20 protein-coding genes are annotated in these 26,299 nt (G+C 69.4%); 13 read left to right on the top strand and 7 right to left on the bottom strand.

The window, feature by feature from the left end; genetic code table 11:
• The first annotated feature begins 1 nt into the window (after position 1).
• The 9 genes from uvrA to DEJ11_RS09940 all read left to right on the top strand — a co-directional run bounded on the left by uvrA (position 2) and on the right by DEJ11_RS09940 (position 11,190).
• Entirely contained in the window at positions 2-3,058 is a 3,057-nt protein-coding gene (uvrA, locus tag DEJ11_RS09980) for an excinuclease ABC subunit UvrA (RefSeq protein ID WP_258375310.1), read from the top strand.
• Positions 3,059-5,128: an excinuclease ABC subunit UvrC gene (gene uvrC, locus DEJ11_RS09975; RefSeq protein WP_111103026.1), complete on the top strand. Its 2,070-nt coding sequence runs from the start codon at positions 3,059-3,061 to the stop codon at positions 5,126-5,128. It begins immediately after the preceding gene.
• Between the two features lie 103 nt (positions 5,129-5,231).
• Positions 5,232-6,131, top strand: a complete 900-nt coding sequence (gene rapZ / locus DEJ11_RS09970) for an RNase adapter RapZ (RefSeq protein WP_027465691.1) — start codon at positions 5,232-5,234, stop codon at positions 6,129-6,131.
• Positions 6,132-6,206: 75 nt separating this feature from the next.
• The gene (gene whiA, locus DEJ11_RS09965; RefSeq protein WP_027465690.1) at positions 6,207-7,187 is read left to right on the top strand and encodes a DNA-binding protein WhiA; all 981 of its coding nucleotides are present in this window, start codon (positions 6,207-6,209) and stop codon (positions 7,185-7,187) included.
• Between the two features lie 269 nt (positions 7,188-7,456).
• On the top strand, positions 7,457-8,461 hold the full coding sequence (gene gap / locus DEJ11_RS09960) for a type I glyceraldehyde-3-phosphate dehydrogenase (protein ID WP_111103024.1): 1,005 nt from the start codon (positions 7,457-7,459) through the stop codon (positions 8,459-8,461).
• Between the two features lie 3 nt (positions 8,462-8,464).
• Entirely contained in the window at positions 8,465-9,682 is a 1,218-nt protein-coding gene (locus tag DEJ11_RS09955) for a phosphoglycerate kinase (protein ID WP_111039100.1), read from the top strand.
• Positions 9,679-10,458: a triose-phosphate isomerase gene (gene tpiA / locus DEJ11_RS09950; protein ID WP_111031855.1), complete on the top strand. Its 780-nt coding sequence runs from the start codon at positions 9,679-9,681 to the stop codon at positions 10,456-10,458. Before DEJ11_RS09955 ends, tpiA begins: the two co-directional genes overlap by 4 nt.
• 108 nt (positions 10,459-10,566) lie before the next feature.
• Positions 10,567-10,818, top strand: coding sequence for a preprotein translocase subunit SecG (secG, locus tag DEJ11_RS09945; RefSeq protein ID WP_017887256.1), 252 nt, complete (start codon positions 10,567-10,569; stop codon positions 10,816-10,818).
• A 3-nt stretch (positions 10,819-10,821) separates the two neighbouring features.
• Positions 10,822-11,190 (top strand): RNA polymerase-binding protein RbpA, encoded by a 369-nt coding sequence (locus tag DEJ11_RS09940; protein ID WP_110862753.1) that lies wholly within the window; start codon positions 10,822-10,824, stop codon positions 11,188-11,190.
• A 631-nt stretch (positions 11,191-11,821) separates the two neighbouring features.
• Here DEJ11_RS09940 and pgl read toward each other — a convergent pair.
• The 6 genes from pgl to tkt form a co-directional block, all read right to left on the bottom strand.
• Positions 11,822-12,592 carry a 6-phosphogluconolactonase gene (pgl, locus tag DEJ11_RS09935; protein ID WP_110864544.1) on the bottom strand — a complete coding sequence of 257 codons (771 nt, stop codon included), beginning with the start codon at positions 12,590-12,592 and terminating at the stop codon, positions 11,822-11,824.
• Between the two features lie 100 nt (positions 12,593-12,692).
• Positions 12,693-13,637, bottom strand: a complete 945-nt coding sequence (locus tag DEJ11_RS09930) for a glucose-6-phosphate dehydrogenase assembly protein OpcA (protein ID WP_027465684.1) — start codon at positions 13,635-13,637, stop codon at positions 12,693-12,695.
• Complete coding sequence (gene zwf, locus DEJ11_RS09925; RefSeq protein WP_111029280.1) at positions 13,634-15,172, bottom strand: glucose-6-phosphate dehydrogenase; 1,539 nt, start codon at positions 15,170-15,172, stop codon at positions 13,634-13,636. The genes DEJ11_RS09930 and zwf overlap by 4 nt, the downstream gene beginning before the upstream one ends.
• A gap of 22 nt (positions 15,173-15,194) precedes the next feature.
• On the bottom strand, positions 15,195-16,793 hold the full coding sequence (locus tag DEJ11_RS09920; RefSeq protein ID WP_111103022.1) for a phosphoglucose isomerase-related protein: 1,599 nt from the start codon (positions 16,791-16,793) through the stop codon (positions 15,195-15,197).
• A complete protein-coding gene (tal, locus tag DEJ11_RS09915; RefSeq protein ID WP_071403753.1) occupies positions 16,793-17,905 on the bottom strand; it encodes a transaldolase in 1,113 nt (370 codons plus the stop codon). The genes DEJ11_RS09920 and tal overlap by 1 nt, the downstream gene beginning before the upstream one ends.
• Positions 17,906-18,043: 138 nt before the next feature.
• On the bottom strand, positions 18,044-20,137 hold the full coding sequence (gene tkt, locus DEJ11_RS09910) for a transketolase (protein ID WP_071403754.1): 2,094 nt from the start codon (positions 20,135-20,137) through the stop codon (positions 18,044-18,046).
• 424 nt (positions 20,138-20,561) lie between these two features.
• Between tkt and DEJ11_RS09905 the strand changes: the two genes are divergently transcribed.
• The gene (locus tag DEJ11_RS09905) at positions 20,562-21,488 is read left to right on the top strand and encodes a heme o synthase (protein WP_071403755.1); all 927 of its coding nucleotides are present in this window, start codon (positions 20,562-20,564) and stop codon (positions 21,486-21,488) included.
• 474 nt (positions 21,489-21,962) lie between these two features.
• Here the strand turns inward: DEJ11_RS09905 and DEJ11_RS09900 are convergent, their stop codons facing one another.
• Complete coding sequence (locus DEJ11_RS09900; RefSeq protein ID WP_071403756.1) at positions 21,963-22,937, bottom strand: COX15/CtaA family protein; 975 nt, start codon at positions 22,935-22,937, stop codon at positions 21,963-21,965.
• A 251-nt stretch (positions 22,938-23,188) separates the two neighbouring features.
• Here DEJ11_RS09900 and sufB point away from each other — a divergent pair, with 251 nt between their 5' ends.
• The 3 genes from sufB to DEJ11_RS09885 are packed head-to-tail and all read left to right on the top strand — an operon-like array spanning position 23,189 to position 26,244.
• A complete protein-coding gene (sufB, locus tag DEJ11_RS09895; RefSeq protein ID WP_071403757.1) occupies positions 23,189-24,607 on the top strand; it encodes a Fe-S cluster assembly protein SufB in 1,419 nt (472 codons plus the stop codon).
• The gene (gene sufD / locus DEJ11_RS09890; protein WP_111029284.1) at positions 24,608-25,918 is read left to right on the top strand and encodes a Fe-S cluster assembly protein SufD; all 1,311 of its coding nucleotides are present in this window, start codon (positions 24,608-24,610) and stop codon (positions 25,916-25,918) included.
• Positions 25,918-26,244 carry a non-heme iron oxygenase ferredoxin subunit gene (locus DEJ11_RS09885; protein WP_502866898.1) on the top strand — a complete coding sequence of 109 codons (327 nt, stop codon included), beginning with the start codon at positions 25,918-25,920 and terminating at the stop codon, positions 26,242-26,244. Before sufD ends, DEJ11_RS09885 begins: the two co-directional genes overlap by 1 nt.
• Positions 26,245-26,299 lie beyond the last annotated feature (55 nt).

Here is a 26,299-nt window from a genome sequence, read left to right as displayed (position 1 = left end):
GATGACCATCACCTCTGACCCCGGTACCTCGACGTCGGGCCGGAACGCCTTCGGCGAGCCCGCTGACCTCCACCTCCCCGGCGGGACCGCTCCGCACAGCACCTCCACGCTCAGCGTGCGCGGCGCGCGCGTGCACAACCTCCGTGACGTCGACCTCGAGATCCCGCGCGACTCGCTCGTCGTGTTCACCGGCCTGTCCGGCTCGGGCAAGTCCTCGCTGGCGTTCGACACGATCTTCGCCGAGGGGCAGCGCCGGTACGTCGAGTCGCTGTCCGCCTACGCGCGCCAGTTCCTCGGCCAGGTCGACCGCCCCGACGTCGACTTCATCGAGGGGCTCTCGCCGGCGGTGTCGATCGACCAGAAGTCGACCAACCGCAACCCGCGGTCGACGGTCGGCACGATCACCGAGGTCTACGACTACATGCGTCTGCTCTGGGCGCGCATCGGGGTCCCGCACTGCCCGACGTGTGGCGAGGTGATCAGCAAGCAGACCGTGCAGCAGATCGCCGACCAGCTCATGCAGTTCGAGACCGGCACCCGCTTCCAGGTCCTCGCACCCGTGATCTCGAAGAAGAAGGGCGAGTTCGTCGACCTCTTCCAGGAGCTCGCGGCGTCCGGCTACGCCCGCGCGATCGTGGACGGGGAGCGCATCCAGCTCAGCGACCCGCCCAAGCTCAAGAAGCAGGTCAAGCACGACATCTCGGTCATCGTCGACCGCCTGGTGGCGAGCGACGACATCCTCGGTCGTCTCACCGACTCGCTCGAGACCGCCCTGCGCCTGACCGACGGCACCGTCGGCATCGACCTGGTGGACCACGAGGGGCCCGGAGCGGTCCGGAACTACTCCGAGAACCTCTCGTGCCCGAACAACCACCCGCTCGCGCTCACCGAGATCGAGCCGCGCACGTTCTCGTTCAACGCGCCGTTCGGTGCCTGCCCCGAGTGCTCCGGCCTCGGCACCCGCATGTCGGTCGACCCCGACCTGGTGCTCGGCGACCCCGAGGCCTCGTTGCGGGACGGCGTCCTGCTGCCCTGGACCGGGACGAGCGGGCTGTACTCCTACTTCGAGAAGCTGCTCGGCGGCCTCGGCAAGGAGCTCGGCTTCTCGCTCGACACCCCGTGGAGCCAGCTCGACCCCGCGGTGCAGGCGTCGATCCTGACCGGCAAGGACTTCCAGGTGTCGGTCTCCTGGCGCAACCGCTTCGGCCGCGAGATGCGGTACACGAGCGGGTTCGAAGGCGTCATGCCCTACATCGAGCGCAAGTTCGCCGAGGCCGAGTCGGACTCGCAGCGGCAGCGCTTCCAGGGGTACCTGCGCGAGGTCCCGTGCCCGGTGTGCGAGGGAACCCGCCTCAAGCCCGAGGTGCTCGCGGTGACGGTCAACGACCGCAGCATCGCGGACGTCACCGACATGTCGCTCGACAACGCGTACTCGTTCATGGACGAGCTGACGCTGACCGACCGCGAAGCGCACATCGCCGCAGCGGTCCTCCGCGAGATCCGCGCACGCCTCGAGTTCCTGCTCGAGGTCGGCCTGAACTACCTCTCGCTGGCACGTGGTGCCGGCGGTCTCTCCGGCGGTGAGGCGCAGCGCATCCGCCTGGCGACGCAGATCGGCTCCGGGCTGACGGGCGTGCTGTACGTGCTCGACGAGCCGAGCATCGGCCTGCACCAGCGCGACAACCGTCGACTCATCGACACCCTGGTCAAGCTCAAGGACCTCGGCAACACGCTCATCGTCGTCGAACACGACGAGGACACGATCCGCACGGCCGACTGGGTCGTCGACATCGGCCCCGGTGCCGGTGTGAACGGCGGCAACGTCGTGCACTCCGGTTCGTACGAGGGCATCATCGAGAACCGCGAGTCGATCACCGGTGACTACCTCGCCGGCCGACGCGCGATCGAGGTGCCGGCCGAGCGTCGCAAGGTCAACCTGAAGCGGGCCATCACCGTGCAGGGCGCCCGGGCGAACAACCTCAAGTCGATCGACGCGGACTTCCCGCTCGGTGTGTTCACCGCGGTGACGGGCGTCAGCGGCTCCGGCAAGTCGACGCTGGTGAACGACATCCTGTACAAGGTGCTCGCCAACCAGCTCAACGGTGCCCGACACATCGCGGGCAAGCACACCCGGGTGAAGGGCCTCGACCAGCTCGACAAGGTCGTGCACGTCGACCAGGCGCCGATCGGTCGCACCCCGCGCTCGAACCCGGCGACCTACACGGGCGTGTTCGACCGCATCCGCCAGCTGTTCGCCGAGACGCAAGAGGCGAAGACCCGCGGCTACCAGCCGGGCCGCTTCAGCTTCAACGTCAAGGGCGGCCGCTGCGAGAACTGCGCGGGCGACGGCACGATCAAGATCGAGATGAACTTCCTGCCCGACGTCTACGTCGCGTGCGAGGTCTGCGGTGGTGCGCGCTACAACCGCGAGACGCTCCAGGTGCACTACAAGGGCAAGAACATCTCCGAGGTCCTCGACATGCCGATCAGCGAGGCGGCCGAGTTCTTCGAGCCGATCTCGGCCATCCACCGCTACATGGCGACCCTGGTCGACGTGGGCCTCGGCTACGTGCGTCTCGGCCAGAGCGCGACCACGCTCTCCGGCGGCGAGGCGCAGCGCGTCAAGCTCGCCACCGAGCTGCAGCGTCGCTCGAACGGCCGCACGGTCTACGTGCTCGACGAGCCGACGACCGGTCTGCACTTCGAGGACGTCCGCAAACTGCTCCTCGTGCTGCAGAGCCTGGTCGACAAGGGCAACACCGTCATCACGATCGAGCACAACCTCGACGTCATCAAGTCCGCCGACTGGCTGATCGACATGGGTCCTGAGGGCGGTTCCGGTGGCGGCACGGTCCTGGCGACGGGCACCCCGGAGCACGTGGCGACCGTGCCGGAGAGCCACACCGGTGTCTTCCTGCGCGAGATCTTCGACGCCCAGGACGCCCGGGTCGGCAAGCAGCAGGCGGTCGGCGCACGCCAGGCCACCCAGAAGCAGCAGGGCGGCAAGCAGCAGGGCGCGACCAAGCAGGCGAGCAAGCAGAAGGCGGGTGCTCGGTAGGTGGCGGACACCGTCCCGTGGCGTCCGAAGGCGGGAGAGATCCCGACCGACCCGGGCGTCTACCGATGGCGTGACGAAGCCGGTCGGGTGCTCTACGTCGGCAAGGCGAAGAACCTCCGCGCCCGGCTGAGCAACTACTTCGCGCCGCTGCCGACGCTGCACGAGCGCACGCGGCGCATGGTCCTCACGGCACGCAGCGTCGAGTGGACGACGGTCGGCTCCGAGATCGAGGCGCTCCAGCTGGAGTACACCTGGATCAAGGAGTTCGACCCGCCGTTCAACGTCAAGTTCCGCGACGACAAGTCGTACCCGTACATGGCGGTCACCCTGGGTGACGAAGCGCCGCGGGTGATGGTGACGCGCAACCGCAAGATCAAGGGCGCGAAGTACTTCGGTCCGTACCCGAAGATCTGGGCGGTGCACGACACCATCGACCTGATGATCAAGGTGTTCCCGATCCGCACCTGTTCGGACTCGTCGTACAAGAAGGCGATGCAGACGGGCCGTCCGTGCTTCCCGGGGCAGATCGGCAAGTGCGGTGGCCCGTGCTCGCAGAAGGTCACGATCGAGGAGCACCGCGCGCTCGTCGAGGAGTTCGTGCGCTTCATGAACTCCTACGACCGTCGGGTCATCACCGAACTCCGGCAGCGCATGGGGGCCTCCGCCGACGCGATGCAGTACGAGCAGGCCGCGAAGTACCGCGACCAGGTCGAGGCGCTCGAAGCCGTGCTCGAGAAGTCCGCCGTGGTGCTCCGCGACTCGGTCGACCTCGACCTGTTCGGCATCGCGGAGGACGAGCTCGCCGCGGCCGTGCAGCTGTTCTCGGTGCGTGGTGGCCGCATCCGCGGTGTCCGCGGCTGGGTGGTCGACAAGGAGCTCGACATCGCCACGGGCGACCTCGTCGAGCAGATCGTGCAGGGCGTCTACGTCACCGACGAGCCCCCGCGCGAGATCGTCGTCCCCGAGCTGCCCGAGGACGCCGACGCGCTCCAGGAGTGGCTCAGCAAGCGCCGGAACGGGCGCGGCACGAAGCTCAGCACGGCACAGCGCGGCGATCGCGCCGGGCTCGCCCGGACGGCCGCGCAGAACGCCGGGCAGGCGCTCATGCTCTACAAGACCAAGCGTTCGGCCGACTACACCACCCGGGCCGCGGCACTGGCCGACATCCAGGACGCCCTCGGCATGACCGAGGCGCCGCTCCGCATGGAGTGCTACGACATCTCGCACCTGCAGGGCACGAACGTCGTCGCGTCGATGGTGGTGTTCGAGGACGGCCTGCCGCGCAAGGACCAGTACCGCCGGTACTCGATCGCCGAGACCACCGACGACACCGACAGCATGTACCAGGTGCTCTCGCGGCGCCTGGCGCGGCTGGACGAGGACGCTGAGCTGCCGGACGTCCCGGACGTCACGACCGACGAGGTCGTCGAGGGGTCGAAGCCGACGAAGCGGTTCGCGTACCGACCGCAGCTGCTCATCGTCGACGGCGGCCAGCCCCAGGTGCAGGCCGCGAAGCGCGCGATGGACGAAGCCGGCGTGCACGACATCGCCCTGGTCGGCATCGCCAAGCGGCTCGAGGAGCTCTGGCTCCCCGACGACGACTTCCCGGTCATCCTGCCCCGCAACTCCGAGGCGCTCTTCCTCATCCAGCGCATCCGCGACGAGGCGCACCGGTTCGCGATCACCCACCAGCGCAGCAAGCGGAAGCGCGACGTCCGGTCGCGGCTGTCCGAGATCCCCGGTCTCGGCCCGAGCCGCGTCAACGCCCTGCTGAAGCACTTCGGCTCGGTCGCGCGGCTGCGTGAAGCCACGGCCGAAGAGATCGGCGAGGTGAACGGGATCGGCCCGGCGACCGCTGCCGCGGTCGTGTCGAAGCTGGCGCAGACGCCGACGAGCGCGCCGGCGACGAGCGCGTCCAGCGCCCCCGAACCGGACGCCGACGCGATCGCGGACACCGTGACCGAGAACGCAGCCACCCAGCAGACCGCCACCCAGCAGACCGCCACCCACCCCGGAGGCTCGGTGCGGGTCCCCGAGGTGACCGACGACGGTCCGCAGCGACCGTCGTGACGAACCCCGCGCCTCCCGGCCGCCACCGGGCGGTAGCCTGGTCCGGCAGCCGAGACCTCCCCGGGCGACGCGCCCGGGCCGCCACGACGGAGCCCACTCCCAGATGACCGACAGCGCCACCGCGACCACCCACGCGTCGCAGCACGACATCCTCATCGTCACCGGCATGTCCGGGGCCGGGCGGTCCACCGTCGGCAAGGCCCTCGAAGACCTGGGCTGGTACGTCGTCGACAACCTGCCCACGCAGATGCTGGCCCCGCTGACCGAACTGGCCGACCGCGCGGGGGAGAAGATCCCGAAGATCGCCACGGTGGTCGACGTCCGCGGCGGGCGGTTCTTCACCGACCCCGAGCACGCGGTCGAGCAGGTCCGCTCGAGCACCTCCGCGCGGGTCCGGGTGTTGTTCCTCGAAGCCACCGACGCCGTGCTGGTCCGGCGCTTCGAGCAGGTCCGTCGGCCCCACCCGCTCCAGGGCGAGGACACCCTGCTCGACGGCATCGCCCGCGAACGGGCGCGTCTCGCCGGCCTCCGCGAGGCGTCCGACGTGGTGATCGACACCTCCGACCTCAACATCCACCAGCTCGCGAACACCGTGATCGAGCACTTCGCCGACGAGCACTTCGTGGGTGTACAGGTCACGCTGATGAGCTTCGGGTTCAAGTACGGTCTGCCCGCCGACGCCGACATGGTGGCCGACGTGCGGTTCCTCCCGAACCCCTACTGGGTGCCGGAACTGCGGCCCCACACCGGGCTGGACCAGCCGGTCTCGGACTACGTGCTGGCGCAGGCCGGAGCCCGTCCGTTCGTCGATCGCTACGCCTCCGTCCTCGAGCCGGTGTTCGAGGGGTACCAGCGCGAGAACAAAAGACACGCTACGATCGCCATCGGCTGTACCGGCGGGAAGCACCGCTCGGTCGCCATCGTCGCCGAGTTGGCGAACCTCCTCCGCGGGATGCCTGGCGTCGCCGTGCGTGTGAAGAACCGAGATCTCGGCCGGGAGTGACCGTCCCTCCGGCCGCTCCCACGCCCGTGCCGCCGGATCTGCGGGAACCACTGAACGAACGTTAGGAATGATGCTGTGCCGTTGACTGCCGAGGTCAAGGACGAACTGGCCAGGGTCGCCGTGAACCGCAACACGGTCCGCGCCGCCGAACTGGCCACGATCCTCCGGTTCGCTGGTGGTCTGCACGTCATCTCGGGCCGCATCGCGGTCGAGGTCGAGCTCGACACCCGGATCATCGTGCACCGGGTCCGCAAGGACCTCGCCGAGCTCTACGGCGTGCGCAGCGAGGCGTCGGTGGGCTCGTCCGCGTCCGCCCGCCGCGGGACCCGCTACCTGGTCCGCGTGCTCGAGGCGGGGGAGACCCTCGCCCGCCAGACCGGCCTGATGGACGCCCGTCGTCGTCCGGTCCGCGGCCTGCCGAACCGCCTCACCACGGGCAACCGTGAGGACCTCGCCGCCATCTGGCGCGGCGCCTTCCTCGCCTCCGGCACCCTGACCGACCCGGGTCGGGCCGCAGCGCTCGAGGTCACGTGCCCCGGCAACGAGGCCGCGATGGCCCTCGTCGGGGCCGCGTCGCGTCTCGGGGTCGCCGCGAAGGGCCGCGAGGTCCGCGGGGTGCACCGCGTCGTCATCCGCGACGGTGAGGCCATCGGCCAGATGCTGACCGTCATGGGTGCAGCGCGCACCACCGCCGACTGGGAGGAGATGCGCCAGCGTCGCGAGGTCCGCGCGACCGCGAACCGCCTGGTCAACTTCGACGACGCGAACCTCCGCCGTTCCGCGCAGGCCGCCGTGGCCGCCTGCGCCCGGGTCGAGCGTGCGCTCGAGATCCTCGGCGACGAGGTCCCCGACCACCTGCAGTACGCAGGCACGCTGCGCCTGCAGCACCGCGACGCGTCGCTCGACGAGCTCGGCCAGCACGCGGACCCGCCCATGACCAAGGACGCCATCGCCGGCCGCATCCGGCGCCTGCTGGCGATGGCCGACAAGCGGGCCTCCGACCTCGGCATCCCGGGCACCGAAGCGAGCGTTCCCGAGGAGCTCGAAGGGGCCTGAGAGCGGTCTGTCGACCCCACGGACGGGAGGCGCGGTGCCAGCTGGCACCGCGCCTCCCGTCCGTTCTCCGGCCCGTTCTCGGACCCGTTCCCGGCCCGGTCGGCGACCGTCCGGACGGACCGTCATCCCGCTCGGGCACGCAGTGTCCGACTGCTAGGGTCGTTACGGCGACGTTACGGGGCGTATCGTCCACCACACGCGGGCCCGCCAGGGTGCGCGACTCCCGAAAGCAGCGCCCCCTGGGCGCTCCACACTCACCAGGAGATCCATTGACCGTCAAGATCGGTATCAACGGCTTCGGCCGCATCGGCCGTAACTTCTTCCGGGCCGCCCTCGCGAAGGGCTCCGACCTCGAGATCGTGGCGGTGAACGACCTCACCGACAACGCGTCGCTCGCCAACCTGCTGAAGTTCGACTCCATCACGGGCCGTCTCGGCGTCTCCGTCGAGCTCGACGGTGACAACATCGTCGTCGACGGCAAGGCCATCAAGGTCCTCGCCGAGCGCGACCCCGCCAACCTCCCCTGGGGCGAGCTGGGTGTCGACATCGTCATCGAGTCGACCGGGTTCTTCACCAAGGCCGCCGATGCGCAGAAGCACATCGACGCCGGCGCCAAGAAGGTCATCATCTCCGCCCCGGCCACGGGTGACGACGTCACCATCGTGCTCGGCGTGAACGAGGACCAGTACGACGCGGCGAACCACCACATCATCTCGAACGCGTCCTGCACCACGAACAGCCTCGCGCCGCTCGCCAAGGTGTTCCACGACAAGTTCGGCATCGAGCGTGGCCTCATGACGACGGTGCACGCCTACACCGCCGACCAGAACCTGCAGGACGGCCCGCACAAGGACCCCCGTCGTGCCCGCGCCGCCGCGCTGAACATCGTCCCGACCTCGACCGGTGCCGCCAAGGCGATCGGCCAGGTCATGCCGGAGCTCGCCGGCAAGCTCGACGGCTTCGCGCTGCGCGTCCCGGTCCCCACCGGCTCGATCACCGACCTCACCCTCGAGACCAAGTCCGAGGTCACCGTCGACGAGATCAACGCCGCCTACAAGGAGGCCGCAGAAGGCCCCCTCAAGGGCATCCTGCTCTACAGCGAGGACCCGCTGGTGTCGACCGACATCACCACGGACCCGCACTCCTCGATCTACGACTCCGGCCTGACCAAGGTCATCGGCGGCCTCGTGAAGATCACCTCGTGGTACGACAACGAGTGGGGCTACTCGAACCGCCTCGTCGACCTCACCGAGTACGTCGGCGAGCGTCTGTAACACATGGCCCTCCGCACCCTCGAGGACCTCGGCGACCTCGCCGGCAAACGCGTCGTCGTCCGCTGTGACCTGAACGTCCCGCTCAAGGACGGCACGATCACGGACGACGGCCGCGTCCGTGCCTCGCTGACCACGCTGAACACCCTCGTCAACGCCGGCGCACGCGTCATCGTGATCTCGCACCTGGGCCGCCCCGACGGGGAGCCCAAGCCCGAGTTCTCGCTCGCACCGGTGGCCCAGCGGCTCTCCGAGCTGCTCGGCAAAGAGGTCACGTTCGTCGGCGAGACCGTCGGCGACGAAGCGACCGCCGCGGCCGAGGCCCTCGAGGACGGCGACGTCCTGCTGCTCGAGAACCTCCGCTTCAACCCGGAGGAGACCTCGAAGGACGCCGCCGAGCGCGGTGCCTTCGCGGACCGCATCGCCGCCCTCGGTGATGCCTTCGTCTCCGACGGCTTCGGTGTCGTGCACCGCAAGCAGGCCTCGGTCTACGAGCTCGCGTCCGCACTGCCCAGTGCAGCCGGTTCGCTGATCGAGACCGAGCTGCGCGTGCTCGAGCGTCTGACCACCTCGCCGGAGCGGCCGTACACGGTCGTGCTCGGCGGGTCGAAGGTCAGCGACAAGCTCGGTGTCATCGACCACATCCTGCCGAAGGTCGACACCCTCTGCATCGGTGGCGGCATGCTCTTCACGTTCCTCGCGGCCCAGGGCCACGGGGTCGCGAAGTCGCTGCTCGAGGCGGACCAGCTCGACGTCGTCCGCGAGTACCTCTCGCGGGCGAAGGAGCTCGGTGTCACCATCGACCTGCCGACCGACGTCGTGGTGGCCTCCGCCTTCGCGGCCGACGCCGACCACGAGACCGTGGCGGCCGACGCCATCGAGTCCTCGTCGTTCGGCACGGACGGCATCGGCCTCGACATCGGCCCGGAGACCGCTGCGCGGTTCGCCTCGGCCGTCTCGGGTTCGAAGACCGTGTTCTGGAACGGCCCGATGGGCGTGTTCGAGTTCCCGGCCTTCGCCGCCGGCACGAAGACCGTCGCGCAGGCGCTCACCGAGGTCGACGGCCTCGGCGTCGTCGGTGGTGGCGACTCCGCTGCCGCCGTGCGGTCGCTCGGATTCTCGGACGACCAGTTCGGCCACATCTCGACCGGTGGCGGTGCGAGCCTCGAGTTCCTCGAGGGCAAGTCGCTGCCCGGTCTCGAAGCACTGGGGTGGACCGCATGAGCCGCACGCCGTTGATCGCGGGCAACTGGAAGATGAACCTGGACCACCTCCAGGCGATCGCCACCGTGCAGAAGCTCGCGTGGACGCTCAAGGACGCCCGGCACGACTTCGACGACGTCGAGGTCGCGGTGTTCCCGCCGTTCACCGACCTGCGGAGCGTGCAGACGCTCATCTCGGCCGACAAGCTGCCGATCCACTTCGGTGCGCAGGACCTGTCGCAGTTCGACTCCGGTGCCTACACCGGTGACGTCTCCGGCGCGTTCCTCGCCGCGCTCGACGCCCAGTACGTCATCGTCGGCCACTCCGAGCGGCGCACGCTGCACGGTGAGACCGACGAGGTCGTCGCGGCGAAGACCGCAGCGGCCGTCAAGCACGGCCTCGTCCCCGTGGTGTGCGTCGGCGAGACCGGCGAGCAGCGCGAGGAGCGCGGCGCCGGTGTCGTGCCGGTCGAGCAGCTCCGCGTCGTGCTCGACGCGGTCAAGCCCGCCGACATCGTCGTGGCGTACGAGCCCGTCTGGGCCATCGGCTCCGGCCAGGCCGCCACGGCTGAGCAGGCGCAGGACGAGTGCGCGGCCATCCGTCGTGGCATCGCCGCAGCGTGGGGCGACCAGGCTGCTGCCGACACCCGAGTGCTCTACGGCGGCTCGGTCAAGTCGGGCAACATCGCGGGGTTCCTCCGCGAGCCCGACATCGACGGCGCGCTCGTCGGTGGCGCTTCGCTCGACGTGCAGGAGTTCGCGGCCATCGCCCGGTTCCGTCAGCACGTCGGGCTGTAGTCCACAGGCGTCGTCGCGGGCAGTCGTCCGCACCACTCCCGTCCAGGTACCGGCCGTGCTCCGCGCGGCCGGTACACTGGTACGGCTGACTGACACGAAAGGTACGTCGTGGCGATACTCTCCGTCGTGCTGCAGGTCCTGCTCGCAATCACGAGCCTCCTGCTCACGCTCCTCATCCTGCTGCACAAAGGCCGCGGTGGTGGCCTCTCCGACATGTTCGGCGGTGGGGTCACGAGCAACCTCGGTGCGTCCGGCGTGGCCGAGCGCAACCTCAACCGCATCACGGTGATCCTCGGTCTGGTCTGGATCGTCTCCATCATCGTGCTCGGTCTCATCAACAAGTTCACGGCGGGGGTCTGATCCATGGCAAGCGGAGGCAGTGCAATCCGAGGGTCTCGCGTCGGCGCGGGACCGATGGGCGAACAGGACCGCGGGGTCCAGGCAGAGCGCGTGGCGATCTCGTACTGGGACGCCCTCGGCAACGAGGTCGTGCGGTACTTCGCCGCGAACCTGCCCGATGAAGAGATCCCCGAGACGGTGGACTCGCCGTCGAGTGGTCTGCCGGCTGGGCGCGACAAGGAGAACCCTCCCGTGGTCTCCAAGACGGAGCCCTACAAGACCCACCTCGCGTACGTGAAGGAACGCCGCACCGAGGAAGAGGCAGCGCAGCTCCTCGAGGACGCGCTCCAGCAGCTCCGAGAGCGTCGCGGCACCGCGGCGAAGAAGAGCTAGCGCACACACGCTGCCGAAGGCCCCTGCACCGATGGTGCGGGGGCCTTCGTGCGTGCGGTGCACGGGTGGCTCGGTCGCCGAGTGGTCACGACACGCCGCGTGCGGTGCGCGGTGGTGGCGCGAACTGTCGGTTGCAGGCGCCGCAACCGACAGTTCGTGACCACTCGGCGTCGCCCGGCGGGCGCTTCCAGCCGACAGTTCGTGCCCACTCGGCGTCGCCCGGCGGGCAGTCGCGGCCGTTCGGCACCGGGGTACCGCGTCCGGGTGCCGCGCGGAATGCCGGTTCGCCGAGGGGTCACGACACGCCGTGTGCGGTGTGTCGAGGTGGCACGTTCTGTCGCCTGCGGCGCCCGCAGCCGACAGTTCGTGACCACTCGGCGTCGCGCCGGCAGGGTGTCGCGACCGCTGACACCCGAAATGCCGCGCGGAGCGACGGTTCGCCGAGTGGTCACGACACGCCGCGTCCGGTGCGTCGTGGTGGCACGTTCCGTCGCCTGCGGCGCCCGCAACCGACAGTTCGTGCCCTCTCGACGGAGGGGCTCGGGCGCGGCGTGCAGTGGGCGCGACCACAGACGGACGGGAGGCCCGGTGCCAGCTGGCACCGGGCCTCCCGTCCGTCAGGAACGCGCGTCTAGTACGTCGACGCGATCAGGTTCTCGGGGACGTCGCGTGCGGCGTCCTGGTCCACGAAGAAGACGGTGCGCTTGCGACCCTGCACGCCACCGACGGGGACGTCCTCGATCGACGCACCGGCGAGGGCCAGCCCGAGGACCGAGGCCTTCTCGGCACCGGAGAGGATCACCCAGACCCGCTGCGAAGCGTTGATCACCGGGAAGGTGACGGTCAGACGCTGCGGCGGCGGCTTGGGGGAGTCGTCGACCGACACGACGGCACGGTCGGTGACGGTGAGTTGCGGGAACTCCGGGAAGAGCGAGGCGGTGTGCCCGTCAGGGCCGACACCGAGCAGGGTGATGTCGAAGCGCGGAGCCACGGCGCCTTCGGGCGCGGCGTCCTGCAGCTCGCGCTCGTACTGGGTCGCCGCGGCCTCGATGTCGAGCCCGCCGTCCGACGCCGGCATCGGGTGGATGTTCGACGCGGGGATGTCGACGTGGTCGAAGAAGTCGGTCTGGGTGCCGATCGTGTTGCGGTCGGCGTCGTCCGACGGGACCCAGCGCTCGTCGACCCACCAGACGTGCACCTTCGACCAGTCGACGCTCTCGCGCGCCGGCGACTGGCCGATCGCGGCGAGGACGAGGGAGGACACCGAGCCACCGCTGATCGCGATGTCGGCGCGCTCCTGCTCGTCGAGCACATCGATGATCTTGGTGATGAAGCGTGCGGCGACCGAAGCGCCGAGGGCCTGCTTGTCCGGGTGCACGAGCACCCGCCGTTCGTTGGTCACGTGACTCCCGTGTTCGTGGCGGCCGACCGGTCGTCCGACCGCCTTCGGTCCGGTCGGGCCGCCTGCACCAGACAGGCGGCCCGACCGTGTGGGGTGTTGATCAGCGGGCGATGGTCTCGCGCAGCTGGGGCACCCCGTGCTTGACGACGTCTCCGAAGAGGACGTCCGGGTCGAGTCTACGGAGTTCCTCGGCCAGGCAGTCGCGCAGGTTGCGGCGTGGCAGCGACAGGTCGTGCGTCGGCTGCCCGGGCATCGAGAGCGTCGCGACGTCCACCAGGGAACGCTCGAGTTCGATGGTGCCGGACTCGCGCACGAGCTTCACACCGTGGATGCCGCTCGACCCCGTCGCGCGCGGCGACGTGACGACGGACACCGGCACCTGGAGCTGCAGCTGCAGCCAGGCGGCGAGGAGGATCGTCGATGGGCTGTCGGACGCTCCCGAGACCTCGACGGCGGTGATCGGCTCGTACGGCGGCTGGTCGAGCGCCGCGGCGAGCTGGTTCCGCCACAGGGTCAGACGGGTCCACGCGAAGTCGGTGTCACCCGGTACGTAGGACGCACCGAGCGCCTCGATCGCGCCGTTCGGGTCCTTCTGTGCGGCCGCGTCGGTGATCCGGCGCTGCGCGATGCGGCCGAGGGCGGACGCCGCGGGCTGCTCGGGAGCGGTCTGCGGCCACCAGGCCACGACGGGTGCGTCCGGCAGCAGGAGGCCGGTGACCAGGCTCTCCTCGTCGGTCGCGGTCTCGCCGTACGCGCGGAGGACGATGACCTCGCTCGCACCCGCGTCGCTGCCGACGCGGATCTGCGCGTCGAGGCGACCGGGGGACTTCGTGTCACCGCTGTTCTTCGAGACGATGATGACGCGCATCGGGTGCTCGCGGGACGCCTCGTTGGCCGCCTCGATCGCCTCTTCCTCGTGGCCGAGGGCCGTCGAGATGATGAGGGTCAGCACGCGGCCGAGGGCGACGGCGCCGCCCTCTTCACGGATGCGGACGAGCTTCTTCTGGATCTTCGACACCGTGGTGTCGGGCATGTCGATCTTCACGGACGCCTCCAGGTCCGACCGTCGCGGGCGAGCAGGGCGTCGGCGGATGCCGGGCCCCACGTGCCGGGACGGTACTGCTCGGGCTGGCCCTGCGTGGCCCAGAACTCCTCGATGGGGTCGAGGATCTTCCAGGACAGCTCGACCTCCTGGTGCCGCGGGAACAGCGGCGGGTCACCGAGGAGCACGTCGAGGATGAGTCGCTCGTACGCCTCGGGGGATGCTTCGGTGAACGCGTGGCCGTAGCCGAAGTCCATCGTCACGTCGCGCACCTGGGTGCCGACGCCGGGGACCTTCGAGCCGAAGCGGAGCGTGACGCCCTCGTCCGGCTGGACACGGATGACGAGCGCGTTCTGGCCGAGCGGGGACTGCGTGTTGCCGTAGACGTCCTCGGGGACGCGCTTGAACACGATCGCGATCTCGGTCACACGACGGCCCAGACGCTTGCCGGCGCGCAGGTAGAACGGGACGCCCTGCCAGCGACGCGTGGCGATGTCGAGCTTGATCGCCGCGTACGTCTCGGTGCCGGATTCCGGGTTCATCCCGGCCTCTTCGAGGAAGCCGAGCACCTTCTCGCCGCCCTGCCAGCCGCCGTCGTACTGCCCGCGGGCAGTGGCGGTCGACAGGTCCTCGGGCAGACGGACGGCGGAGAGCACCTTCTCCTTCTCGGCACGCAGGTCTGCGGCCTTGAACGAGACGGGTTCCTCCATCGCGGTGAGCGCGAGGAGCTGCAGCAGGTGGTTCTGGATGACGTCGCGCGCCGCACCGATACCGTCGTAGTACGCGGCACGCCCGGCGACGCCGATGTCCTCGGCCATCGTGATCTGCACGTGGTCGACGTAGTTCGAGTTCCAGATGGGTTCGTACATCTGGTTCGCGAACCGGAGCGTCAGGAGGTTCTGGACGGTCTCCTTGCCGAGGTAGTGGTCGATGCGGAACACGTCGTCGGGCGCGAAGACGCTCTCGACGATCGCGTTGAGCTCGCGCGCGGTGCGGAGGTCGGAGCCGAACGGCTTCTCGACGACCACGCGGCTCCAGGAGCCCTCGCGCTTCTCGGTCAGCCCGGACAGCTTCAGCTGCTCGGTGACGACCGGGAACATCTTCGGCGGGATGGACAGGTAGAACGCGTGGTTGCCCAGCGTCCCGCGCTCGGCGTCGAGGTCGTCGACGGTGCGCTTGAGCTCGCGGAACGCCTCGGGGTCGTCGAACGAGCCCTGGACGAAGCGGATGCCCTGTTCGAGCTGACGCCAGACGTCCTCGTCGAACGGGGTGCGCGAGTGCTCCTTGACGGCGTCGTGGACGAGCTGGGAGAAGTCTTGGTCCTCCCAGTCGCGACGAGCGAACCCGACGAGCGCGAACCCGGGGGGCAGGAGCCCCCGGTTGGCCAGGTCGTAGACCGCGGGCATCAGCTTCTTGCGTGACAGGTCGCCCGTCACGCCGAAGATGATGAGCGTGCTCGGTCCCGCGATCCGGTTCAGTCGACGATCCGTCGGCAGCCGGAGCGGGTTGCGCTCCGGGGTGATTGCCACCGGTGACATGAGTCGGTGAACTCCTTACGAGTCAGTGGGAGACGGCGGACGCGATCGCCGCGGTGGCGGCGTGGACGTCCGACGTGGTGAGGGTGAGGACCGGCCGGTCGTGCTCGGCGAGGACACTCGCGTCGCCGGCGGCCTGGGCCCGGAGGAGCTGCCCGAACGTGAACGGCCGACCCGGGATCGCCAGGTCGTCCGCTTCGTCGGCCACGATCTGCAGGAACACTCCCGTGGCGGGGCCGCCCTTGTGGTACTGGCCGGTCGAGTGCAGGAACCGGGGGCCGTACCCGAAGGTGACGGGGCGCTCCGTGCGCGCCGCGATCGCGTCGCGCAGCGACTCGAGGCCGCTGTTCGTGGTGCGGTCGACGTACGCCTGCACCGACACGTAGCCGGTCGGGTCGAGTGCGGACAGGAGGCCCGACACGGCTTCCGAGAGCGTCGCACCGACCGCGAGTCCGGGCGTCGCGTGCACGGCGATGCCGTCCTCGGAGAACGCCGGCTCGGCAGGAACGGGGCGGTCGTCGAGCAGCGCGCGGGTCGCGACCTTGGCGGCCTCGACGTCGGGCTGGTCGAACGGGTTGATGCCGAGCAGGCGACCGGCGACCGCGACGGCGTACTCCCAGACGAGGATCTGGCCACCGAGCGTGCCGGTGATCTCGACCTCTCCCTCGGCCACGTGACGCTCGTCCTCGCGCGAACCGACCAGGCGGATGACCTGGACGTCGGGCAGGCCGGCGGTGACCTCGGGGGAGTCCGCGTGCAGCACGACGGGCAGCAGGCCGCGGCCGTCCTTGCCGGTCGACTCCGCGATCAGCTGTTCGACCCAGTCGCCGAAACCGACGATGTGCGTGCCGTCGGGCACGATGGCGATCTTGTCGCGCAGCGGCTCGGTGCCCGCGAGGACCGCACCGAGCACGAGCCCGGGGTTCTCGTCCAGGTCGACCGAGAGCAGCGCGGAGATCGCGTCGGCCTCGTCGAGGAGCTCGGCGATGTCCGCTCCCGCGAGCCCGGACGGCACGAGGCCGAAGGCGGTGAGCGCGGAGTAGCGGCCGCCGACCGTGGGGTCGGCGGTGAAGACGCGGTAGCCGGCGTCGATCGCAGCGGCCTCGAGCGCGGAGCCCGGGTCGGTGACGACGACGATGCGGCGGGCCGGGTCGATGCCGGCGTCGCGGAAGGCCTGCTCGTAGACACGGCGCTGCGAATCGGTCTCGAGCGTCGAGCCGGACTTCGACGAGACCACGAGCACGGTGCGCTCGAGGTCGGTCGTCACGGCCGCGCGGACCTGTGCGGGGTCGGTCGAGTCGAGGACCGTGAGGGGCACGCCGGCGGTGCGCGTGATGACCTCGGGTGCGAGGGACGAGCCGCCCATGCCGGCGAGGACGACGTGGTCGACCCCTTCGGCACGGAGCGACTCGCGCAGCGCGGTCACCTCGGCGACGAGCGGGCGGGAGACCGAGACGGCCTCCACCCAGCCGAGGCGCTTCGACGCCTCGGCCTCGGCGGTGGTTCCCCACAGATCGGCGTCCTGGGCGGTGATGCCCGAGGCCACCAGGTCAGCGACGAGCCGCGGGACCACCTGTTCGATGGCCCGCGCGGCGTCGCCGCTGGCTGCGATGGAAACCGTCACTACTTGGCGCCCTCGAGCGCTGCCTTGACGGTGTCGACGAGCTCGCCCCAGGAGACGTTGAACTTGTCCACGCCCTCCTTCTCGAGCAGTGCGACGACCTCGTCGTAGTCGACGCCCTGTGCGGCGAGCTGGTCGAGGACCTGCTGCGCCTGGTCGAACGTGCCGGCGATGGCGTCGCCGTGGATCTCACCGTGGTCGAACGTGGCGTCGAGCGTCTTGCCCGGCATCGTGTTGACGGTGTTCGGGGCGGCGAGCTCGGTCACGTAGAGCGTGTCGGGGAGCGACGGGTCCTTGACACCGGTCGAGGCCCAGAGCGGACGCTGCGTGTTGGCGCCGGACTCGAGCAGGCCGAGGGCACGCTCGGAGGCGAAGGCCTCGGTCCAGACCTGGTAGGCGAGCTGCGCGTTGGCGATGCCGGCCTTCGACTTGAGGGCCTTGGCCTCGTCGGTGCCGACGGCGTCCAGGCGCTTGTCGATCTCGGAGTCGACGCGCGACACGAAGAAGGACGCGACGGAGTGGATCTTGGAGAGGTCGTGGCCGGCGGCCTTGGCCTTCTCGAGCCCACCGAGGTAGGCGTCGATGACGGCGCGGTAGCGCTCGAGCGAGAAGATCAGGGTGACGTTGACGGAGATGCCGGCGCCGATGACCTCGGTGATAGCCTCGAGACCCTCGAGCGTCGCCGGGATCTTGATGAGGACGTTCTCCTTGCCGACCTTCTCGAACAGGAACTTGGCCTGCTCGATGGTCTTGGCGGTGTCGTGCGCGAGGCCCGGCTCGACCTCGATCGAGACGCGGCCGTCGAAGCCCTTGGTCTCGTCGTAGATCGGCTTGAAGACGTCGGAGGCGTTCGCGACGTCCTGCGTGGTGATCGCGAAGATCGCGTCGGTGACGTCGGTGCCCGCAGCGGCGAGCTCCTTGACCTGCGAGTCGTAGCGCTCGCCCTTGGCGAGGGCCGACGCGAAGATCGTCGGGTTCGTCGTCACGCCGACGACGTTCTTCTGCTCGATGAGCTCGGTGAGCTTGCCGGTCTCGAGGAGCTCGCGGGAGAGGTCGTCGAGCCAGATGCTCACGCCGACCGCGGAGAGGGCGGCGGTGGGGGTGTTCTCAGCCATGTGTTTCTCTTCTTCTTTCATCGACGGGTCCGTGAGGACCGTGAGTCGGGGTTTCGGGGACGGGAGGCCCGTGGCGGAACCGAGCCGGGCCTCCCGGAAGAAGGGCCGGATCCGGAAACCGGACCCGGCCCTTGCAGGTCAGGAAGCTGCGATCGATTCCTTCGCGGCGGCCACGACGTGCTCCGTCGTGAAGCCGAACTCCTTGAAGAGCGTCTGGTAGTCGGCCGAGGCACCGAAGTGCTCGATCGAGACGCTGCGGCCCTTGTCGCCGACGATGTCGCGCCAGCTCATGGCGATGCCGGCCTCGACCGACACGCGAGCGGTGACGTCCTTCGGGAGCACCTGGTCCTGGTAGTTCTCGGACTGGGCGCGGAACCACTCGATCGACGGCGCGCTCACGACGCGGGCGTTGATGCCCTCGGCCTTGAGCTGCTCGCGAGCATCGACCGCGATCTGGACCTCGGAACCGGTCGCGATGAGGATGACGTCCGGGGTGCCGTTGGGCGCCTCGGCCAGGATGTACGCACCCTTCGCGACGTTCTTCGCCGAAGCGAAGACCTCGCCAGAGGCGTCACCCTCGCCACGCTCGAACACGGGGAGGTTCTGACGGCTCAGCGCGATGCCGGCCGGGCGGTCGGTGTGCTTGAGCATCTCGAGCCACGCGTACGCGACCTCGTTGGCGTCGGCCGGGCGGACGACGTCGAGACCGGGGATCGCACGGAGCGACGAGACCTGCTCGATCGGCTGGTGCGTCGGGCCGTCCTCGCCGAGGGCGATGGAGTCGTGGGTCCAGACGTAGATCGCCGGCGCCTGCATGAGCGCGGCGAGACGGACCGCCGGACGCATGTAGTCGCTGAAGATGAGGAACGTGCCACCGAAGGGGCGGGTGTTCCCGTGCAGGACGATGCCGTTGAGGATCGAGCCCATGGCGTGCTCGCGGATGCCGAAGTGCAGCACGCGGCCGTACGGGTCGGTGCTCCACGTCGACGTCGAGGCCTCGGCCGGACCGAAGGACTTGGCGCCCTCGATCGTGGTGAGGTTCGACTCGGCGAGGTCGGCCGAACCGCCCCAGAACTCGGGCATCAGCGGCGCGATGGCGTTGATGACCTTGCCGGAAGCGGCACGGGTCGAGACGGCCTTGTCGGTCGGGAAGACCGGGAGCGCTGCTTCGAGGCCCTCCGGGAGCTCCTTCGACTGGACACGGTCGAACAGCGCCTTCTTGTCGGCGTTGGCCGCGGCCCACGCGTCGAAGGACTTCTGCCACTCGGCGTGCTCGGCCTGGCCCTTGGCGACGGCGCCGCGGGTGTACTCGAGGACCTCGGGGGCGACCTCGAAGGTCTTGTCGGTGTCGAAGCCGAGGATCTCCTTGAGGCCCTTGATCTCGTCGGCGCCGAGCGCCGAACCGTGGATCTTGCCCGAGTTCTGCTTGGTCGGCGACGGCCAGCCGATGATCGTCTTGAGGACGATGAGCGACGGCTTGTCGGTGACCTGCTTGGCGGCCTCGATCGCGGCGTGGAGCTCCTCGACGTCCTCGGAGTACTCGCCGGTCTTCTTCCAGTCGACGATCTGGACGTGCCAGCCGAGCGCCTCGTAGCGGTCGGCGACGCTCTCCGAGAACGCGATGTCGGTGTTGTCCTCGATCGAGATCTGGTTCGAGTCGTAGAACGCGATGAGGTTGCCGAGCTGCTGACGGCCGGCGAGCGAGCCGGACTCGTTCGTCACGCCTTCCTGCATGTCACCGTCGCCGGCGATCACGTAGGTGTAGTGGTCGAACGGCGACTGGCCGGCCGGGGTCTCCGGGTCGAACAGGCCGCGCTCGAAGCGCTGGGCGTAGGCGAAGCCGACCGAGGACGCGAGGCCCTGGCCGAGCGGGCCCGTGGTGATCTCGACACCGTCGGTGTGGCCGTACTCCGGGTGACCCGGGGTCTTCGAGCCCCACTTGCGCAGGTGCTGCAGGTCGTCGATCTCGAGCCCGTAGCCGTGCAGGTAGAACTGCACGTACTGGAGGATCGAGGCGTGACCGGCGGAGAGGATGAAGCGGTCGCGGCCGATCCAGGTGGAGTCGCTCGGGTCGCGACGCATCACCTTCTGGAAGAGCAGGTGGGCGAGCGGAGCGAGGCTCATCGCGGTGCCGGGGTGACCGTTGCCGGCGGCCTCGACCGAGTCGGCGGCGAGAACGCGGGCCGTGTCGACGGCCTTCCGGTCGATGGCGTCCCAGGTGAATTCAGCCACTTGGATGTTGACCCTTCTTGATGCGACATGTGCGAGGGCTCGTGCCATCGCACGGACATGTGGCCATCCCGGGGCCGAGTCGTGTCGCCGTCTAGCGGCGGCCGACCGGCTCATCGCGGCCGACGTCATCGGGGCGCGCACTGCGGGAGGGCGTGTCCAGCATAGTGACCCGGTACTCAGAAGGGGTTCAGGTGACCCCCGATGTTCACACCGGGGTGGCCGTCGACGGTCGATCCGGGCGTGTCGAGCGCGTCCGGATCACGCCGGGATGTCGGAGCGGGGCACCGTCGCGGCGCTTCCATCCCGTAAACTGATCGGGACCCGTGGACATTCCGGGTCAGCGCATGCCCGGACGCCGTCGCAGTCGTCCACCGAGTGTGCGAGCTGATGCGAACAGACTGAGGTTCTCTTGCCGACTGCCACCGTGACCCGGCCCGACACCGATCGACCCCGATCGCCGCTGTCCCGCAAGGTCCGTGCGTACGTCTCGTTGACGAAGCCGCGCGTGATGGAGCTGCTGCTCGTCACCACGGCGCCGACGATGTTCCTCGCCGAACGCGGCGTCCCCGACCTGTGGCTCGTCTTCTGGACGATGCTCGGCGGAGCGATGTCGGCCGGTTCGGCGTCGGCCTTCAACTGCTACATCGACCGCGACATCGACCGCCTGATGAAGCGGACCAGCACCCGCCCCCTCGTCACCGGCGAGCTGTCCGACCGCGAGGCCCTCGTGTTCTCGTGGGTGCTCGGCATCCTGTCGACCGCGGTGCTCGGGTTCCTGGTGAACTGGCTCGCCGCGGCGCTGAGCGTCATCGCCATCCTCATCTACGTGTTCGTCTACACGCTGTGGCTCAAGCGCCGCACCCCGCAGAACATCGTGTGGGGCGGCTCGGCCGGCTGCATGCCCGTGCTCATCGGGTGGGCGGGCGTCACCGGGTCGCTGACCTGGACCCCGGTCATCCTGTTCATGGTGATCTTCCTGTGGACGCCGCCGCACTACTGGCCGCTGTCGATGAAGTACCGCGACGACTACGACGCGGCCGACGTGCCGATGCTCGCCGTGGTCCGTGGCCGTACCGTCGTCGGCCTGCAGGTCGTGCTCTACGCGTGGGCGACGCTCGTCTGCTCGCTCCTGCTCATCCCCGTCGGGCACATGGGGCCGCTCTACACGGTCGTCGCGCTGGCTGGCGGCATCTGGTTCGTCGTCGAGTCGCACCGCCTGTACTCGCGGGCCATCCAGCACGTCGAGCACGTGCAGCCGATGCGGGTCTTCCACAGCTCGATCACGTACCTGACGCTGCTCTTCATCGCCGTGGGCATCGATCCGCTGCTGCCGCAGGTCTTCACCTTCTAGGCGGTCGAGCGGGCGCCCGCGCGTTCGGTCCGCACGACGCCGTCGTGTCGATTCGACGCCGTCGTGTCCGGTTGACGCCGTCGTGTCCTGTTGACGCCGTCGTGTCGGCACGACGCCGCCACCCCGCCGAGACGCCGCCGAATCCGGCGGCGTCTCGCGCGTTCGGCGGCGTACCGGCAGGACACCGGCGTCCTGCGTCGGCCACGAGGCGGCCTGGAGGCGCGGTGCGGGCCCGCCACGGGCCTCCCGTCCGGCGTGACCGCCGTCGGCCGCGGGGCGGACGCGAGTCGCTGCGGGCCGCGCGTGGTGCGGATGTCGAGCGACGAAGTCGATGTCGTGCGACGTCCGCGGTGTCGTTCTGCGTCAGCAGCGTGGCGCCCGCCGGCCACGTCCACCGGAAACGCGACACCCCACGAGTCGAACGACTCGTGGGGTGTCGGAGAACGGGTGTCGAGCGCGCGACGCGCCCGGGCGTCAGGCGTCGATGGGTTCCCGGACGGCGTCTCGGCCGGCCGAGGCCCGCGTCGACAGCACCACGGCGGTCACCGCTCCGACGAGCAGCCCGGCGAGCACCATGTGCGTGCCGACGAGCCCGACGGGCAGACCCGTGCGTGCCTGCGTGAGCCCGACCGCGATCTGCAGGAACTCGACGACGAGCAGCAGCAGCGGCCACTTGCTCGGGCGGCCCAGGCGGACGGCTCCGATGACGAGCACCAGGGTCAGGGCGAAGAGGGCGTACGCGGGCCAGGCGTGCACGTGCTCCATGACCGCGGGGTCGAACCCGGTGCGGTGCAGACGCCCACCGTCGACCGCGGCGTCGGCTCCGGCGTGCGGGCCGCTGCCGGTGGTCAGGATGCCGACGAGCACGGTCACGACGACCGCGGCGACGGTGCCGCGGACGACACCCGTGTACCAGCGCGGGACGAGCCGCTGGGCGGTGCGCGGGCCGTGCGTCGTGCGGTAGACCAGCGCAGCGGTCACCGAGGTGAGGGCGGCGGAGACGACGAAGTGCAGCCCGACCACGAATGGGTTCAGGTTCGTCCAGACGCTCATGCCGCCGATGACGGCCTGCACCGGGATCGCGACGCCCTGAGCGAACGCGAGCCAGAAGAGTTCGGGGCGCGTGCGGAGCATCCGGACGACCGCGAGGAACATCGCGACGGCCACGATCACGAGCACGAAGGTCAGCAGTCGGTTGCCGAACTCGATGATGCCGTGGATGCCCATCTCCGGCGTGGAGACGAGCGAATCCGCCGTGCACTTGGGCCAGGTGGGGCATCCGAGGCCCGAGGCGGTGAGGCGTACCAGGCCTCCGGTGCCGATCAGCACGACCTCGACCACGAAGGACGCCCAGGCCAGTGCGACCACGCGACGGTCGACCACGCGGGGGAGCGACCACCACCGTCCGGTCCGGAGATCCTGCTCGACGGGGGATCCGACGCGTGTCACGAGGGTGGTGCCTTCCTGTTGTTCCGTGCAGTGAACCTGTAGGATTCGAGGGTTCAGCAGCAGTCAAGTCTAGGCAGGCGCCGGCTCCGAATGGGCCGAGATCGCCGATCAACCCACGGACTGCGTGGAACCATTGTCGTTGCGAGGGAGCAGCACCGGGTCCGCATGTCAGCGGTCCGCGGTGGAATGGCGTCCAGACGCCACGGGTTCACACCTGTAACGCTGTCCCGCGAGAAGGAAACGAGGAGACCATGTCCGACGTGCTCATCGACCGTCCCGAGCTCGAAGGGCTCGGCCAATACGAGTTCGGCTGGTCCGACTCCGACTCGGCAGGGTCCTCCGCCCGTCGTGGGATCTCGGAAGAGGTCGTCACCGACATCTCGAACCTCAAGGACGAGCCCGAGTGGATGCTGAAGAACCGCCTCAAGGGGCTGTCGCTCTTCGGCCGCAAGCCGATGCCGACGTGGGGTGCCGACCTGACGGGCATCGACTTCGACAACATCAAGTACTTCGTGCGTTCCACGGAGAAGCAGGCGCAGTCGTGGGAAGACCTCCCCGAGGACATCCGTGCGACCTACGAGAAGCTCGGCATCCCCGAGGCCGAGCGCCAGCGCCTCGTCGCCGGTGTCGCCGCGCAGTACGAGTCCGAGGTCGTCTACCACCAGATCCGCGAGGACCTGGAGCAGCAGGGCGTCATCTTCATGGACACCGACACGGCGCTCCGTGAGCACCCGGAGCTGTTCGAGGAGTACTTCGGCACCGTGATCCCGGCCGGCGACAACAAGTTCGCCGCGCTGAACACGGCCGTCTGGTCCGGTGGCTCGTTCGTCTACGTCCCGAAGGGCGTCCACGTCGAGATCCCGCTGCAGGCCTACTTCCGGATCAACACCGAGAACATGGGCCAGTTCGAGCGGACGCTGATCATCGCGGACGAGGACTCGTACGTCCACTACATCGAGGGCTGCACCGCCCCGATCTACAAGTCCGACTCGCTGCACTCGGCCGTCGTCGAGATCATCGTGAAGAAGAACGCCCGCGTTCGGTACACGACGATCCAGAACTGGTCGAACAACGTCTACAACCTCGTCACCAAGCGTGCGATCGCACACGAGGGCGCGACGATGGAGTGGATCGACGGCAACATCGGGTCCAAGGTCACGATGAAGTACCCGTCGATCTACCTCGCCGGCGAGCACGCCAAGGGCGAGACGCTCTCCGTCGCCTTCGCCGGCCCCGGTCAGCACCAGGACGCCGGCGCGAAGATGATCCACATGGCGCCGTACACGACGTCGTCGATCGTCTCGAAGTCGATCGCCCGTGGTGGCGGTCGTGCGGGCTACCGCGGTGAGGTCCGGGTCGACCCGGCCGCGCACCACGCCGCCAACACCGTGCGCTGCGACGCCCTGCTGGTCGACACGATCAGCCGGAGCGACACCTACCCCGCGATCGACATCCGTGTCGACGACGTGCAGCTGGGACATGAGGCCACGGTCTCGCGTGTCAGCGAGGAGCAGCTCTTCTACCTCATGTCCCGCGGCATGGCCGAGGACGAGGCGATGGCGATGATCGTCCGTGGCTTCATCGAGCCAATCGCCCGCGAGCTCCCGATGGAGTACGCACTCGAACTCAACAAGCTCATCGAGATGAGCATGGAAGGATCCGTCGGCTAGATGTCCAGCACCACCCCTCCCCACATCGACCAGCCGATCGAGCCCGCTGCCGCAGCGCAGGGCGGCACCCAGCACGGCGCCGGAGCCCACTCCGACGGCGGCTGGGACGCCCCCGACAAGAAGGTGCCGGTCCAGACCCGCTCCGAGCGGTTCCAGTCCGGCGACGTCGAGGCGTTCCCGAAGGTCACCGGCCGAGAGGTCAACTGGAAGTTCGCGCCGCTCGCCAAGCTCCAGCCGCTGCTGGACGGCGCGCTCGACGGATCCGCCTACCCGTACCTCGCCCGCCAGTCCGAGGGCGCCGACGTCGAGTGGGGTCGCAGCGACGACCCCCGCGTCGGCTCCGCCGGCCTGCCCGAGGACCGCGCGTCGGCCGCAGCCTGGACCGCCCGTGACGCGGTCCTGGCGATCACGATCAAGGCCACCGAGGCGCACGAGTTCATCACCGTGACCCGTTCCGACTTCGGGTCGCAGCCCCGCGCTGCGCACACGGTGATCACGGCCGAGCCGAATTCCCAGGGCATCGTCGTGCTCGACAACCGCGGCAGCGCCCTGCTGAGCGAGAACATCGAGATCGTCGCGCAGCAGAACGCACGACTGACCGTCGTCAGCCTGCAGGACTGGGACGACGACGCCGTGCACGTCTCGACCCACTTCGCCGAGGTCGGCCGCGATGCCTTCCTCAAGCACGTCGTGGTCTCGCTCGGCGGCGACGTCATCCGCGTCAACCCCTCGACGCACCTCGGTGCGCAGGGCGCCGACACGGAGATGTACGGCGTGTACTTCGCCGACGCCGGCCAGTACATCGAGCAGCAGGTCTACGTGAACCACGACGCGCCGAACACGCGCGGTCGGGTCAACTACAAGGGCGCGCTGCAGGGCCAGGGCGCGCACACCGTCTGGATCGGCGACGTCCTGATCGGCCGCGCCGGTGACGGCACCGACTCGTACGAGCAGAACCGCAACCTCGTGCTGACGGACGGCACCCGTGCCGACAGCATCCCGAACCTCGAGATCGAGACGGGCAACATCGAGGGCGCCGGCCACGCGAGTGCGACCGGTCGATTCGACGACGAGCAACTGTTCTACCTGCAGTCCCGCGGAGTCCCGGAAGAAGAAGCCCGGCGCCTCGTCGTGCTCGGCTTCCTGGTCGAGGTCATCCAGAAGATCGGTGCGCCCGAGCTCGAGGAACGCCTCATCGCCGCGGTCGAGCAGGAGTTGGCCGAGGGCCGTTCGGTCATCGCCGCACCGGCCGAGGCGGGCGACGCACAGGCTGCCGCAGGGCAGTCCGACGGCGCGGAGGCCACCGCCTGATGGCCGAGAAGGTCTGCGCCGAAGCCGACATCGCGGTGGACAGCCCGTTGCGGGTGGTCGTCGGCGGCACGGCGGTCGCGATCGTGAAGGACTCGTCCGGCACGGTCCACGCCATCGGCGACACCTGCACGCACGGCGACATCTCGCTGGCCGAGGGCTTCGTCGAGGGTGACTCGCTGGAGTGCTGGGCCCACGGGTCCCGCTTCTCGCTGGCCACCGGCAAGCCGCAGAACTTCCCGGCCTACGAGCCCGTCCCGGTCTTCCGGGTCGAGGTCCGCGACGGCGACGTCTACGTCGACGTGCAGGACGTCGTCCCGGTCGACTGAGCACCCCCAACACTTCCCGCGGCTGACGCCGCACACAGCTGCAACCGAAGGAACG

This window comes from Curtobacterium sp. MCLR17_058 (genome assembly GCF_003234705.2).
GTDB classification, from domain to species: domain Bacteria; phylum Actinomycetota; class Actinomycetes; order Actinomycetales; family Microbacteriaceae; genus Curtobacterium; species Curtobacterium flaccumfaciens.
Note: the sequence above shows the minus strand (reverse complement) of the source record. Positions and strands in the feature narration are given on the sequence as shown.